Source organism: Helicobacter cinaedi CCUG 18818 = ATCC BAA-847 (assembly GCF_000155475.1).
Lineage (GTDB): Bacteria > Campylobacterota > Campylobacteria > Campylobacterales > Helicobacteraceae > Helicobacter_C > Helicobacter_C cinaedi.
The window spans coordinates 378,437-392,877 of the sequence record NZ_DS990392.1 but is presented as its reverse complement, the minus strand read 5'-3'; the positions used below and the strand labels follow the sequence as shown (position 1 = coordinate 392,877).

Annotated in this window: 17 protein-coding genes; 13 read left to right on the top strand and 4 right to left on the bottom strand. The window is 39.7% G+C overall.

What is annotated here, in order from left to right:
* Positions 1–30: 30 nt before the first annotated feature.
* Both HCCG_RS06335 and HCCG_RS06330 read left to right on the top strand, forming a co-directional pair.
* Positions 31–786: a DUF3943 domain-containing protein gene (locus tag HCCG_RS06335; protein WP_015453467.1), complete on the top strand. Its 756-nt coding sequence runs from the start codon at positions 31–33 to the stop codon at positions 784–786.
* Positions 786–1,307, top strand: coding sequence for a methylated-DNA--[protein]-cysteine S-methyltransferase (locus HCCG_RS06330; protein ID WP_002956632.1), 522 nt, complete (start codon positions 786–788; stop codon positions 1,305–1,307). Before HCCG_RS06335 ends, HCCG_RS06330 begins: the two co-directional genes overlap by 1 nt.
* Here the strand turns inward: HCCG_RS06330 and HCCG_RS06325 are convergent.
* Together HCCG_RS06325 and HCCG_RS06320 are read right to left on the bottom strand one after the other, a co-directional pair.
* The gene (locus HCCG_RS06325; RefSeq protein ID WP_002956631.1) at positions 1,297–1,884 is read right to left on the bottom strand and encodes a hypothetical protein; all 588 of its coding nucleotides are present in this window, start codon (positions 1,882–1,884) and stop codon (positions 1,297–1,299) included. The two genes, HCCG_RS06330 and HCCG_RS06325, sit on opposite strands and share 11 nt — an antisense overlap.
* A gap of 5 nt (positions 1,885–1,889) precedes the next feature.
* The gene (locus tag HCCG_RS06320; protein ID WP_002956629.1) at positions 1,890–3,431 is read right to left on the bottom strand and encodes a DEAD/DEAH box helicase; all 1,542 of its coding nucleotides are present in this window, start codon (positions 3,429–3,431) and stop codon (positions 1,890–1,892) included.
* Positions 3,432–3,607: 176 nt separating this feature from the next.
* On the opposite strand from HCCG_RS06320, the gene HCCG_RS06315 reads away from it, so the two are divergent.
* Genes HCCG_RS06315 through HCCG_RS06265 form a run of 11 tightly spaced genes read left to right on the top strand, consistent with a single transcriptional unit; the run spans position 3,608 to position 12,799 of the window.
* Positions 3,608–4,315 (top strand): cytochrome c biogenesis CcdA family protein, encoded by a 708-nt coding sequence (locus tag HCCG_RS06315; RefSeq protein ID WP_002956628.1) that lies wholly within the window; start codon positions 3,608–3,610, stop codon positions 4,313–4,315.
* A gap of 9 nt (positions 4,316–4,324) precedes the next feature.
* The gene (locus tag HCCG_RS06310; protein WP_002956627.1) at positions 4,325–5,560 is read left to right on the top strand and encodes a metal-dependent hydrolase; all 1,236 of its coding nucleotides are present in this window, start codon (positions 4,325–4,327) and stop codon (positions 5,558–5,560) included.
* A 10-nt stretch (positions 5,561–5,570) separates the two neighbouring features.
* Positions 5,571–6,386: a small-conductance mechanosensitive channel MscS gene (mscS, locus tag HCCG_RS06305; protein ID WP_002956626.1), complete on the top strand. Its 816-nt coding sequence runs from the start codon at positions 5,571–5,573 to the stop codon at positions 6,384–6,386.
* A gap of 8 nt (positions 6,387–6,394) precedes the next feature.
* Positions 6,395–7,651 carry an aminofutalosine deaminase family hydrolase gene (mqnF, locus tag HCCG_RS06300; RefSeq protein ID WP_002956625.1) on the top strand — a complete coding sequence of 419 codons (1,257 nt, stop codon included), beginning with the start codon at positions 6,395–6,397 and terminating at the stop codon, positions 7,649–7,651.
* Positions 7,648–8,154, top strand: coding sequence for a low molecular weight protein-tyrosine-phosphatase (locus HCCG_RS06295; protein WP_002956624.1), 507 nt, complete (start codon positions 7,648–7,650; stop codon positions 8,152–8,154). Before mqnF ends, HCCG_RS06295 begins: the two co-directional genes overlap by 4 nt.
* A gap of 10 nt (positions 8,155–8,164) precedes the next feature.
* Positions 8,165–8,548, top strand: coding sequence for an arsenate reductase family protein (locus tag HCCG_RS06290; RefSeq protein ID WP_002956623.1), 384 nt, complete (start codon positions 8,165–8,167; stop codon positions 8,546–8,548).
* The gene (locus HCCG_RS06285; RefSeq protein WP_002956622.1) at positions 8,548–9,945 is read left to right on the top strand and encodes an SH3 domain-containing protein; all 1,398 of its coding nucleotides are present in this window, start codon (positions 8,548–8,550) and stop codon (positions 9,943–9,945) included. The genes HCCG_RS06290 and HCCG_RS06285 overlap by 1 nt, the downstream gene beginning before the upstream one ends.
* Positions 9,946–9,955: 10 nt before the next feature.
* The gene (locus tag HCCG_RS06280) at positions 9,956–10,873 is read left to right on the top strand and encodes a metal ABC transporter solute-binding protein, Zn/Mn family (protein ID WP_002956621.1); all 918 of its coding nucleotides are present in this window, start codon (positions 9,956–9,958) and stop codon (positions 10,871–10,873) included.
* The gene (locus HCCG_RS06275; RefSeq protein WP_002956620.1) at positions 10,873–11,799 is read left to right on the top strand and encodes a metal ABC transporter ATP-binding protein; all 927 of its coding nucleotides are present in this window, start codon (positions 10,873–10,875) and stop codon (positions 11,797–11,799) included. The genes HCCG_RS06280 and HCCG_RS06275 overlap by 1 nt, the downstream gene beginning before the upstream one ends.
* On the top strand, positions 11,796–12,608 hold the full coding sequence (locus tag HCCG_RS06270; RefSeq protein ID WP_002956619.1) for a metal ABC transporter permease: 813 nt from the start codon (positions 11,796–11,798) through the stop codon (positions 12,606–12,608). The genes HCCG_RS06275 and HCCG_RS06270 overlap by 4 nt, the downstream gene beginning before the upstream one ends.
* Positions 12,605–12,799 (top strand): DUF5408 family protein, encoded by a 195-nt coding sequence (locus HCCG_RS06265; RefSeq protein ID WP_002956618.1) that lies wholly within the window; start codon positions 12,605–12,607, stop codon positions 12,797–12,799. Before HCCG_RS06270 ends, HCCG_RS06265 begins: the two co-directional genes overlap by 4 nt.
* Here HCCG_RS06265 and HCCG_RS06260 read toward each other — a convergent pair.
* On the bottom strand, positions 12,796–13,140 hold the full coding sequence (locus HCCG_RS06260; protein ID WP_002956617.1) for a YraN family protein: 345 nt from the start codon (positions 13,138–13,140) through the stop codon (positions 12,796–12,798). The genes HCCG_RS06265 and HCCG_RS06260 overlap by 4 nt on opposite strands.
* Positions 13,133–14,434, bottom strand: a complete 1,302-nt coding sequence (locus HCCG_RS06255) for a homoserine dehydrogenase (protein WP_172583176.1) — start codon at positions 14,432–14,434, stop codon at positions 13,133–13,135. The genes HCCG_RS06260 and HCCG_RS06255 overlap by 8 nt, the downstream gene beginning before the upstream one ends.
* Positions 14,435–14,441 lie beyond the last annotated feature (7 nt).

Here is a 14,441-nt window from a genome sequence, read left to right as displayed (position 1 = left end):
TATGGTGCAACAATGTTAAGACAATTTATAATGCGATTTTGCTTTTTCTTTGCCTATCCCATATTCCTTTGTGCAGAACATTTTGATTACAGCTCATTACAACCCTTAGAGCAAGATTCTAAGAATCTAACAAACTATGAGAATCCTTACATCTATGAGCCTACAAGTAGGCTAGGCTACCTTAGCGTTGGCTCTGGGCTAATTTTAGGCGGGACACTTGTAGGAGCTGGTGTGCTGTATCTTATGCCGGAAAGTGTAACAAACTGGGATAAAAAAGAGATTTATAATCTTGGCGATAATTGGGCTAGGAAAACTGTGCGTGGTCCTATCGTAGATGGTGATGATTGGTATTTAAACTGGATTACTCACCCATATTGGGGTGCAGTGTATTATATGCAGCCGCGTGTAGCAGGATATAGCTGGGCTGAATCTGCTCTGTATAGCACTCTTGCTTCTGCACTCTTTTGGGAATATGGTGTGGAAGCCTTTGCCGAAACGCCCTCTTGGCAGGATCTTGTCATCACCCCTGCGGTTGGCTCAATTCTAGGAGAGCTATTTTATCAAGCGAGTATGAAGATTCACAAAAATCACAATACTTTGCTTGGCTCAAGATTCCTTGGCAAAACTGCATTGCTTCTTATGGATCCTGTGGGTTTTATTTTGCAGGATTTGAGCCTTGCAAATGCCTTTGGTGTGAAAAATAAAAATGATATGCAAAGCTTTATCACACCCACAAGTGGCAAAAGTGGCTCTGGAGCTAGGCTTGTTGTAGTGAAATATTTCTAATGCCAAATCCCCAACATATCCAACATCTCCACTATATCTATGGTGGCATTTACACATTATTATGGGATAATACGCCCATATCTTTAGGAATCTACACAAACGCCACACATATCACACACATCACTTGGGACAAAAAGCTTTTAAATAAATTTCACAAAACGCCCTTAAGTGATGAATGTGCCTTGCAGATTCAAGCCTATTTTGATAAAAAACTTCTCTATTTTGATTTGCCCCTTTTGCCACAGGGAAGTGCGTTTCAAATGCGTGTATGGGAAGCTTTAAGGCAGATTCCTTATGGGGAGAAACGAAGCTATAAAGACATTGCTAGAGCTATTCATAATCCTAATGCTTCACGGGCTGTTGGCAACGCAAACAATGCAAATCCATTAATGATACTTATCCCTTGTCATCGTGTAGTGCGTGAAAATGGGGACATTGGCGGATATGCCTTAGATATATTCAAAAATGCAAGGGGCATAAAAGCTAAACTTTTAGAGCTTGAATCTAGCCCTAAATACTAAAATCATAAAAACTCACACTTAACATAATGCCTTGTGTATCAAAAGATTCACCTTTAATCTTTTTGCTTTTTTCGTTAAACCCTCGTGTATAGCCCACACTTAGCCCATAGCCTTGTGCAATATCTATAAAAAGCTCTGCTCTTGCTAATCCACCATAGATGTTATATTGCTCTTTTGGAATATGTGGCATAGCAAGATTACTCATCTCAAATCCCCCACCAAGCAACACAATCACTAACCCATTAAACAAACGATAGCCAATCTGTCCGCCCACAGAGCCACTATACAAGCCATTTTTGTTTTCAACCCCAGCACTCCCCTCAAGCCACGCGTTTAAAAGCACCTTTTTAGAATCCCCAAGCAAAAATCCACGCTTTAGCCCAAAAAGCACTGCCCCGCGTGTATTATCATAGCCCTGCTTACTTTTGACATTATACGCCACACCACCAATACTTACACTGCCAAAAGTGGAGTTATTCTCATAAATGGGTGCGGGTGAAAAATCCACTGCGAGAAGATTCTGCCCCACACTCAACACAAAAAGTGAAAGTAAGAATCTCTTAAGTATTCCTCCCACAGCCACTACCCCCAAATGCTTCCTGTGTATGGCTGACTTTTATCCACATCATCATAACGCTTTCTGCCTCTTTTATTTCCGCCCATATCTCTACCATTACCCCTGCTATTGTTTCTTTGAGATTGTGGCTTAGACTTTGCATTGTGTGAAAATTTGCTAGATTTTTTATTGTGTTTTTGCTCTTTAGATTCGGATTGGGATTCAAGCTGGGCGATTTGCTCTTTACTTAGCCCAATCTTATTTTGCTTACTTTTTTCCAAATGCAAGGCAATGAGCTTAAGGCAAAGTTGTGTTGTATCAACCTTATCTTTAAGCTTTTCATAAATCGCCACAGATTTATCATTAACCTTAGCGTGGGAAATCTCTTGTGAAAACGCATCATCGCTGTATTCCTGCGTAATCTCACACAATGTGAGCTTTGCTTTTGTAATCTGTTTAATCTTGCTTAAATCTTTATATTCAAGCGGTGTGGCAAGGGTGATAGCCACACCCTTTTTCCCTGCCCTGCCTGTTCGCCCTATGCGATGCACATAGCTTTCAGGATTCAGCGGTATGTGATAGTTAAACACATGGCTCACATCGCTAATATCAAGCCCACGCGAAGCCACATCAGTTGCCACAAGCAGTTCAATCTCATTTTCCTTAAACGCCTTAATGGCTGTGCGTCTATCCCACTGCTCCATATCGCCGTGCAGTGCCATAGCCTTGAATCCCTTTGTAACAAGCCTTGTCGCCAATGCATCGGCTTCTTTTTTGGTGCGTGTGAAAATAATGCTTTTTGTGGGATTTTGCGTCTCAAGTAGCCGCACAATCGCTTCATCTCGCTCCCCTTCATTGATAATGTAGTATTGCTGTTCTATGTCTTTATTTGTAATATCTGTGGGAGTGATTTTTACAAACTCCGGCTTATCTAGAATCTTCAAGGCTAGATTCTTGATAGGCTCTGGCATTGTGGCGGAAAAGAGCAAGGTTTGGTGCGTATTTGGCAAAAACTTAAAAATCTCTTCAATATCATCTAAAAAGCCCATATCAAGCATTTCATCAGATTCATCAAGCACTACTACCTTTGGAGCGAAATTCTCTATCCTGCCATTTTGCAAGTGATCAAGCAATCTGCCCGGTGTAGCTATCATCACCTTTGGCTTTTTCTCTAACAAATCACATTGCCGCTTGATACTCTGCCCCCCATACATACAAATGGTTTTAATACGCCCAAATCGCCCAAGCTTTAGCACCTCTTCGCTAATTTGCATAGCAAGTTCTCGTGTGGGTGTAATCACAAGGGCTTCAATCTCTTTGTTGCGACTAAGGGCATTTAAAATGGGGATACTAAAGGCAGCCGTTTTGCCCGTGCCTGTTTGAGCTTGAGCGATTAAGTCTTTGCCTTGTAAAACAATAGGGATACTTTGAGCTTGAACGGGGCTAGGAGAGCTAAATCCCGCTTCTTTAATGCCCTTTAACACAAAATCTTTTAAGCCAAATGTTTCAAAGCTTTGTTCGTTTTGGGCTGGAGATTCTTGAGTGGGTGTTTGTGAATCTTGTGTCATTAGTTGCCTTTATGTAATGGATTTGATAATGTTATTTTCATAAATTTGAAGCAATTTAAAAAACGCGATTATAGCAAAAATTGTGCTTTTTGGGATAAATTTACAAAAATATTATAAGCCTTAGCTATAATGCTAATGCTTTAATAATTTTTAGCACAATCAAATAAAGGATAAAAGTGAATCTGGAAAGCACCCTTATCACACTCTATGATTCTACGCCTTTTGGGGCAAGTTTTTTAGCTGGGATTCTTACCTTTCTAAGCCCTTGCCTACTGCCGCTTATCCCCCCTTATATCTCTTACATCTCTGGCATAAGTATTGAAGAGCTACATCAAAAAACAACACACAAATCCCGCATAATCCTAGCTTCACTTTTATTCATCTTTGGTTTTTCAGCAACCTTTATAACCCTTGCTCTCTTTGCTGAATCTACCCTTAGCTCAATCCTTAGCTCATCTATTATGCGGTATATTGCTGGGGGGGTGATTATCCTTTTTGGGATTCATTTTTTGTTTCAATTTAAATTTGCCTTTTTGTATAAAGCCTTTCATTTTAGCCCAAATCACACTGCCTTTGGCTTTTTATCCCCCTTTGTGCTAGGCGTTGGCTTTAGTATCGGCTGGAGTCCTTGTGTGGGTCCCATTCTTGCTTCAATCTTAGCTCTTGGGATTTTTAATCAAAATAGTGCATTGTGGCTCATGCTATGCTATTGCTTGGGGCTTGGTTTGGCTTTTTTGCTCGTGGCGATTTTTATCAATACTGCCCTTAAAATGCTCAAAAAACTCACGCCCTTTCTTAAAGTCATTGAAGTGATTTCGGGGATTTTGCTTATTCTTATAGGCGTGTTGATTATGGCACAAAAGAGTGATTTTTTACTGACCTAAAGGAGTTTTATGCTGTTTAAAAATGCGATACTTTGTGATTATCAGGGAGTAAAAGAGGCGGACTTACGCACACAAAATGGGTTGATTTCACATATAGGCTCTTTAAGTCCTATGGAGAATGAAAAGGTGCTTGATATACAGGGTAAGATTCTATTTCCTGCGATGATTGATTTAAATATCGCCCCAAAAGCCCTATCTCTCTCAAGTAAAACGCTCATTTCCTTAGCACAAAAAGCCCTAAAAGGCGGTGTTGGCACAATTTTACTGAATCCTTATACAAATCCACCTTGCAGTGAAAATGGCTCTATTGAACTCATAAAAAGCCTAAATAGCAAATCCCCTATCCACCTGCTCCCCGCGATTAATCCACTCACGCCTAATGATAGACTTAGCGATATTAGCTCACTTCATCAAAGTGGGGGCAAAGCTATTTTTGTAAAAAGTGATTATGACGCCCATACTTTTATGCGTATCGCACAATACGCTCAAATGCTTCACATTCCGCTTATATGCTTCCCTCAAGATTCTACTCTCGCTGATGGGGCGATGAATGAAGGACTTTTAAGTGCGGAGTTAGGACTCCCTTCAATCCCCACATATAGCCAAACCAAAGAGATTCCAAAAATCGCCGAAATGCTAAAAGATTTACCCTTAAGGCTTATTTTTGATTCCCTTACCTATCCGCGTAGTTTTGAATTATTAGAATCTTACAAAAACAAGGGCTATGCCTGTGAGTTTTTTACCCAAAGCCCAATCCATCATCTCCTGCTTGATGAAAGCCTATGTCAAAACTACAACACCGCTGCCAAGCTTAACCCTCCGCTTGTAGATTCTATCTCACAAAAAGCATTGCTAGAAAAGCTTAAAAATGGCGAGATTGACTTGCTTGGCTCTTTGCAGTCGGCAGATTATAACTCTAAAAAGGACCAAGTTTTTGAGCTTGCAAGTTTTGGTATAGATGCCCTTGAATCTTACCTATCACTTCTTTATACATTTTTGCATAAAAGCCACAAGATTCCATTAGAGATAATCTCAAAGCTCACAAGCTTCACGCCCTCGCAAATTCTAGGACTAAACAAAGGAGCATTGCAGGAAGGGAAAATCGCCGAGCTTGTGCTATTTAATCAACATCAAACATACATTTGTAGCGATATATTCTCTCCTTACTATCAACAGGAGCTTTGCGGTGTTGTAGAAGCGTTTTTAAGCAATGAGATTCTACACGATCCCAACAATAAACTTTAAAGGATAAAAAATGCAGGATTTTAAAAGCTTTCTTACAACTTTTATTCCACAGCTAGAACATTTAGGCATAGCTCTTTTCAAAGCTTGTATTATTTTGATTGTGGGCTATTATCTCTCGCGTTTTTTAAGCTCTAAAATCCGCAAGATTGTCGCCAAAAAAGATGAGATTCTATCCCGCTTTATCTCTCAAGTTGTCTTTATTCTCTGCCTTGTGGTGATGATTGTCGCTGCACTTGGCACGATTGGTGTGCAAACAAATTCCATCATCGCCGTGCTTGGGACTGCGGGTGTGGCTATCGCCCTTGGACTTAAAGATTCTCTTTCATCTGTGGCAAGTGGCATTGTGCTGATTATCTTGCGTCCATTTAAAAGGGGGGATTTGATTGAAGTAGGCGGTTTGGTAGGGAGTGTGGAGGCGATAAATCTTTTTACAACAAATCTCCGCTTAAATGATGGCAAGGTCGCTATTATCCCAAATAGCAATATGGCAACAGCAAATATCATAAATACCACTTTCAACGACCAAAGACGCATTGAGCTTATCATCGGTGTAGGTTATGAAAGCGATATAGAATCTGTGAAAAAAATTATCATTGATGTGCTAGAAAACACGCCTGAAGTTGATCCAAATCAACAGCATTTCATAGGCTTAACCGAGCTTGGAGCAAGCTCACTTAACTTCACACTCCGCTTTTGGGTGAAAATAGAATATGGCATTTTAAACACACAAAGCAAAGTGTTAGAATCTATAAAAATCGCCCTTGATAAAAACGGCATTGAGATTCCATATAACAAGCTTGATGTGAATATCACAAGCACAAAATAGGGCGTATAATGATTGAAATATTTGGTGCGGGACTAGTGTTTGTATGTAATGAAAAGTTTGAGATTTTGCATAATGGTGGCATTGCCTTTGAATCTAGCAAGGATAGCATTTTACGCGTTGGGGATTATGAAAGCCTAAGTGCTGAGTTTAAAAACGCAAAAAAGACTTTTATCCCTAATGGAATCTTGCTTCCTGCCCTTATTAACGCCCATATACATTTTGAGTTTGGCGGGGTTTTGGCGGAGTTTTGCTATGGGGATTTTGGAAAATGGCTTGATAGCCTTATGGAAAATCGCGATAATGTGTTAGAAAATGATGCGTTTGAATCCATTATCAATCAAGGGATTAATGAGCAGTTAAAATCAGGCGTAGGCTCTGTGGGGGCGATAAGTAGCTATGGTAATGATATGGAGATTCTAGCCCATAGCCCTTTGCGTTGCGTGTATTTTAACGAAGCCATAGGGAGCAACGCAGAAGTGATAGATTTCCTTTACGCTAATGTGCTAGAGCGATTAAATAATGCTAAGAATCTCAAATCGCCCACTTTTACCCCCGCCATCGCCCTACACTCGCCCTACTCGCTCCACCCCATTATGGCAAAAAAACTTATAGAACTCTGTGTGAGTGAAACCCTCCCACTATCTGCTCACTTTTTAGAATCTCCACAAGAAAAGCAGTGGCTTACCCAGCAAGATGGCTATTTTAAGGGCTTTTTTAAACGCTTAGCTAACATTGAAAACGCAAAGCCCTTTTATACACCACAAAGCTTTTTAGAAATGCTCTTGCCTATAAAAAATGCCCTTTCACTCACACATTGCTTACACATCACGCAAAAAGAGCTAGATTTATGTGAGAATGCGACACTCATCACTTGTCCGCGGAGCAATCGGCTTTTAAACAATGCTTTTTTGCCCCTTGAGATTTTACAAAATCGCCCAACCGCCATTGGCACTGATGGCAAAAGCTCAAATAATAATGTTAATTTACTTGATGAGTTACGCACAGCCTTATACGCCTATCCGCAAGCTGATATTTTAGAGCTATCTAAGACTTTATTGCTTGGTGCTACACTCTGTGGGGCAAGAGCTTTAGGGCTAAATAATGGAATCTTGGCTAAAAATAAAAGTGTAGATTTTGCGATTTTTGATTTTGAAAAGCCACTTTTTTGCGAAAATCAAACCCATTTAAATCAAGCTCCGCTGCATTTTATCCTTAATGCAAACTCCCCCACTCATCTCTATATCAACGCAAAGGTGGTAATATGAAAGAAGTCTCTAGTATTTTATTTGTATGTTTAGGCAATATCTGTCGCTCCCCACTAGCTGAAGGCATAGCAAGGGAGTTTGTGAAAAAATATAATCTACCCTTAAAGGTAGATTCAGCAGGGACAAGCGGTTGGCATATTGATGAATGCCCCCACGCTGGGTCTAGACAAATAGCAAAAAAGCATAATTTTAGCATTGATGATTTGCGTGGTAGGCGTGTGAGCGTGTATGCTGATGATAGTTTTGATATTATCATCGCCTTAGATTCAAGTAATTACAAGGATTTATTGCAGCTTGGCTTTGATAAAGAGAAAGTAAAAAAGCTAGGCGATTTTGGGCTAAATGGTGTAGATGTCCCTGACCCTTATGGCTACAAGGATATGGATGGCTTTGAAAAGGTGTATCAAATGATTGCATTTTGCGTTAGAAATCTGCTTTGTATGCACTATCCTGTGATAGAATCCGATTCAAATTTTTTAGATATTAAGCAACCAAACTTTTAAAGGCAGGATAATGACAATCATACTCTATGGTATCAAAACTTGCGGTAGTGTCAAAAAGGCAATAACCTTGCTAGATAAGCATAGTATTCCATTTCACTTTATTGATTTAAAAACCACTACGCCAAGTCAAAAACAGCTCAAGTCGTGGATAGAATCTAAAGGTATTAAAGTCGTTCTTAACAGCAAAGGCACTACTTATAAAAATCTCAAAAAAGAAGGCAAAATCACAGAATCTATCCTAGATTCACATATACAAGAGCAAATTGATATACTTTTTGCCACGCCTATGCTTTTAAAACGCCCCATTATCACAAGTGATAAACGCCTCATCATCGGCTATAATGAAAGCGAGATTTTAGAGCTTATCCACGCCTTTCAACAAAGGGCATTATAATGACATTTCGCCCTGCTTTCATCATATATGCTTTTTTTCTCATCTTAGGTTTGAATGCCTGTGCGGATAAAGTTATCCCTAGCCATCAAGTCAAAGATTTACAGACTTTGCCTCAAGATGCACTCTTTTATCTCCCAGCGGATTTAGAATCTAAACGCAATGACAAAGTCCTAGCAAAACTTCAAAAAGACTATTTGCAAAAACATTTCTCTCCGTGGCATCAAAAGCCAAATCCTAAAAAAAATGAAGTCTTTTGGATTGTGCCTTCACTGCAAAATCTTGCCACAAATGAGAGCAAAACCAAAAGCAAAAATAAAAGCTATGGTGAAGATCTCCAAGAGATAAGCCCACAAATCGCACAAAATATTATAGATTCTATGAATCTTAGCTCCTATCCAAACCAAAATCAAAAAGCCATTATCACCACAACGACTGCTGTGCGTGCCGTGCCGACAAACAAGCCCTTGTTTAATAAGATAAATGGCTATCCATTTGATAGGTGGCAAAACTCCCTTATCTTTGCCAATACACCTGTGCTGATTACACACATAAGCAAAGATAAGCAATGGGTGCATATACAATCAAGCTTTGTGTATGGCTGGGTAGAATCTACTCATCTTGCCACGCTTACATCTAAGCAGATTAGCGAGATAGAGAGCTACACACAATACATCAGCCCAAAGATTGATAAGATTCCACTCTATAACTCACAGCATCACTTTATCTCACAAGCACGCATTGGACAGATTTTCCCCAAATATGGCACACAGCTAAAGCAATCTGTGGGCGTAGCAGTCTATGTGCGTTTGCCAAATGGAGAAGCTAAAAGAGAACAGGTATATTTGCCTAATGAAATGATGAAGCCTTTCCCACAAATTGCAGATTCTAAAGCCATTGCTGAAATCATCAATACAATGATAGGGGATAAATATGGCTGGGGCGGATTCTTAGAAAGTCGTGATTGCTCGGCTTTTGTCCGTGATATTTTTACAAATTTTGGCATTCATCTTCCGCGTAATTCAAAAGCCCAAGTGTATTATGGAAATAATCAAGTTGATTTAAGCAATCTTTCACGCAAAGAAAAAGAAAGCTATATTATTGCTAATGCTACGCCTTATCAAACAATCCTTTGGCTACAAGGGCATATTATGCTCTACATCGGCGAGTATGAAGGCAGGGCGATTGTGGCTCATAGTGCGTGGAGTGCGACTACGGGCAGAGGCTATGAGAATATGCTAGGCGGTGTTGTTATCACAAGCTTGTATGTGGGGGAAGAGCATAATTCATTATTTGCAAAATCCCCACTTCTGCTTGATAAGGTTAAGGCAATGTCTAATATCTCTCAACTTGCTGAAAAAATCACCGCCCCACAAGAATTTGGCAAGAATCTAAAATGAAAGAAGCTCAATGAAAAAAATAGCTTATATTTTACTTTTACTCTGTCTTTGTGGCTATGCCGAGCCTATTAAGGTGCTTGTGAGTGTTCTGCCACAAAAGCAAATGCTAGAATCTATCGGCAAAGAATATGTAGAAGTAGAAGTGCTTGTCCCGCCTAGCAAATCCCCTGAAATCTATGAGCCAAATATACAACAAATGAAGCATATTCAAAATGCTGAAGTGTTTTTTGGCGTGGGAATGCCTCTAGAATCCACTTGGCTTAAGAAATTCCACAGCATTAATCCAAAACTAAAATATTATAATCTCTCAGAATCTCACGCTCACACTTTAGATTCTAGCTCACTTTCTCACTCGCAAGATTCTAAACATTCTAGCACACACACTCACAATCCACATATCTGGCTTTCTCTTAAAGAATCCCAAGCACAAATAGCATTCATTGCCAAGATTCTAAGCACCTTGCAACCAACGCATAAAGACTTTTTTACCACACAATCAACACAACTTACAAAAGAGCTTGAGCAGATTTATATTCAAGCTCAAAATCTTTTTGCCAAATACGCAACAAAAAGCTTTCTTGTGTATCACCCAGCCTTTGGGGATTTTGCTAGGGATTTTGACTTAGAAGAATTAAGCATAGAAAAAGATGGCAAAGAAGCTAAGGGTAGAGACTTGAGAGAGCTTATCGCACAGATTAAACAAAGACAAATCAAAGCCCTTTTTATCCAACCACAATATTCAAAATCTCGCGTCCAAAGCCTTGCGAATGAATTAAAGCTTGAAATTCTTACTCTCAATCCACTCAAATCCCAATGGCTTAACTCCTTTGCTCTCTATGCGTGTCAAATCGCCCTATCCCTTGATGAGAATAATCCCAAACTACAAGAATGCCTAGAAAAGCACTTTAGCAAAGAGAGAAACAAATAATGCTAGAGATGAAAAATGTAAGCTTTGCTTATGGGGCAGAAAATGTGCTAGAAAAGATTAACTTCAAGCTAGAATCTGGCGATTTTTGGGCGGTGATAGGACCAAATGGCGGGGGCAAGACAACATTTGTAAAGCTTTTGCTTGGGCTACTAAAGCCAAATAAGGGCGAGATTAGCTACACTTCAAATATACAGCCCTGCCATATCGGCAATGTCCCACAAATGACTTATCACAATATACAATTCCCCATTTGCGTGAGAGATACCATTGCCCTTGGGCTGCTTAAACCTAGAATCTTTGGGTTCAATCCAAAAAAGAGTGAATGTTCTATTTTTCAAGCAATGGAACTTTTAGAAATCACTCATCTTGCTAAAAAGCCCTTATATGCTCTATCAGGCGGAGAGCGGCAAAAGGTGCTTATCGCAAGGGCAATTGTGAATAATCCGCAGATTCTTATCCTTGATGAGCCAACGGCAAATATTGACTCTAAAGCACAAAAAAGCATTTATGAACTGCTCAAAAAGCTTAATCGCACGATGAGTATTGTTGTGGTAAGCCACGATATTTCACTCACACTTGGCTATGCCAAAAAGGTGCTTTATGTCAATAAGAATGCTGTTATACACGAGATTCCACATTTTGAGCTTGATATGAGTGGACATATTTGTGAAGTAGATTTGCTAACTCATTTTGCTATGCAACCTAACAATTCGTCTTTGGGTAATCATAGCGTTGATTCCACACTTTGTCATTTTGAGTGTAGCGAAAAATCTAAAAACTTAGAATCTAAAACAAATCTCATAATTTCCGCAGTAGCAAAGCACGACTTTGCTACCATAAAAATCAATGGTGGCAATTCACAGGCAAATTTACGCAATTTATCGCCACAAAAAGCGATGGATAATCTCAAGGATTTAAAATTATGATTGAACTCTTTTCATATCAATTCGTATGGGTGGCATTATTTGTATCATTTCTTGTGAGTATTTGTAGTGGAATCATCGGCTCTATGATTGTGGCAAATAAAAATGTCTTTATCGCTGGGGGCGTAGCTCATAGTGCTTTTGGCGGTGTTGGATTAGCTCTTTTTTGTGGCTTTAGCACGATGCTTGGAGTGTTGTGCTTTGGGGTGCTTATGGCGATATTTTTAGCCTATGCGTTTTTATACCAAAGAGAAAGGCTAGATGCCTATGTGGGTGCAAGCTGGGCATTTGGAATGGCAATAGGCATTATTCTTATTGACTTAAGTCCGGGATATAATAGCGATATTTCAAGCTATCTTTTTGGCTCAATTCTCGCTGTTGGCACAGATGAAATGATAGCAATGGCGGCATTTGATATTTTCCTTATCATTTTTGTTAGGCTGTATTATTATGAGATTCTAGGCTTATTTTATGATAGTGAGTTTTGTCAAACAAAGGGCTTAAATGTGAATATGTGGATAAGCATTGTCTTTGTGCTTATCGCCATTGGTGTGGTGCTGTCTATGAGCGTGGCTGGGCTTATTCTTGTTTTGGCGATTTTATCAATCCCTGCATATATTGCCAATCTCTTTTCCCACTCGCTTGGCTCTATGATGTTTATCTCGTGGCTTATTTCACTTATTTTTATGTGGGCTGGGTTTTTTATCGCCTATTATTTTAATGTCAGTATTGGGGCGTGTATTGTCGTGCTGTTGGCACTTGGAATGTTTAGTGCTATACTTATTCATAAAATTACAAGGAGGCTTTTATGAGAGAAGAGGATTCAAACAAAATCGCTAAAAGAGCGGTTAAAATTGCGTTGTTTTGTGTGTTTGCTACTTTGCTTTTAAGCCTTATTAATATTTACATCTTAATTAACCAAGTCAGTGCCACAGCGGCTATGAGCAAAGAAATCAAAGCCTTGCAAGAAAAAGTTGGCATTGAGCGTGAGAAATTCAACTAGCACAAAGTGATGTTTTCTATAAACTCAATATGCCCACCTTTGATGATGAGTGCATCAAGGCAATATTCTTGCGTGAGATTCTGCGTTGAAAGATAGAATCCTATTGTGGATATAAGCTTTTCAATCTTGCTTGGCGTGATGTTATAAATAGGCTCAAAGCCACTTTTAGCCCCAACACTCGCACTTTTGACTTCAATAAAATGTAAGATTCCATCTCTTTGAGCGATAATGTCAATCTCCCCATATCGTGCAAAAAAGTTCCGCTCTATAATCTCAAAGCCATTTTCACGCAAAAACGCACACGCCTTGTCTTCTGCCTCTTTGCCCTTTGCCCTACTCATACTCATCTTCAAGCCGCATTTTGAAAGGCTTTTGGGTAATGGATTCTATATTTTCAAGCTCACACAATGCGTGATTTATCTCTCTTTCAAAGCAATGATGTGTAGAAAATAGCATTGTGGCGATATTTTTCTTATCTGTCTCTTTTTGCAAAAATGCACCAATAGAAATATTATGTCGCCCTAGAATCTGTGCTACCTCCCCTAACACTCCGGGCTTATCTCTCACATAAAGGCGTATGTAGTAGCGTGAGTGAATCTTTTCTTTATCTTTCAGTCGCAATTTACCCTCTTCCAAAGGTCGGCTAAAGCCAAGCATTGCCGCACTCTCCCCCCTAGCAATAGCGACAATATCACTTATCACCGAACTTGCTGTTGCTTCCCCTCCTGCTCCCGCTCCATAATACATACTCTCCCCCACATAATCGCCTATCACACTAATGCCATTCATCACGCCATCAACCTTGCTAATCATAGATTTTTTTTTAATCATACTTGGATGGACGCGTAGCTCCACTTCATCATCTTGCTTTTTAGCAATGCCTAGAAGTTTAATCACATAGCCAAATTCATTCGCAAACTCCATATCATCAGGCGTTATATCAGCAATACCTTCAATCAATATATCTTCGGGCATAGCGTGGATTCCATACGCAAGGGAAGCAAGGATTAAAAGCTTATGCCCCGCATCGCCACCATTAATATCAAGGCTAGGGTCAGCCTCCGCATAGCCAAGATTCTGCGCTTCTTTAAGGGCGGTGGCAAAGTTTTTGCCAAACTGCTGCATTTGAGTTAGGATATAATTACTCGTGCCATTGAGAATCCCGCGTATGGCTAAAATATGATTAGCACTTAAGCCATCTTTCAAAACGCGTATAATGGGTATGCCACCACACACGCTTGCTTCAAAGCCCACAGGCAAACCACTCGCAAGGGGTGCAATATCACTTCTATGGTAGGCTAACATTGCCTTATTAGCGGTGATAAAAGCTTTTTTTGCTTTCAATGCTCTTTGTGCTATTGTGTAGGCAAACTCCACACCGCCCATAAGCTCAATGACAACATCAATCTCACTATCTTGTAAAATCTCATCTATATTCGTGCTAAGGGCTACATTTGCATTCATATCGGCAAGTTTTTTTGCCGCTTTTGCTTTATCACGCACAACAATACTTTTTAAAACTATCTGCTTCCCTGCCCTTGCATTAATAATCTCACCATTTGCTAAAATTGCCTTTAACACACTGGAGCCAACAACCCCAAAGCCAACCATTCCCAAAACAAGCTTTGACATCAAATAATCC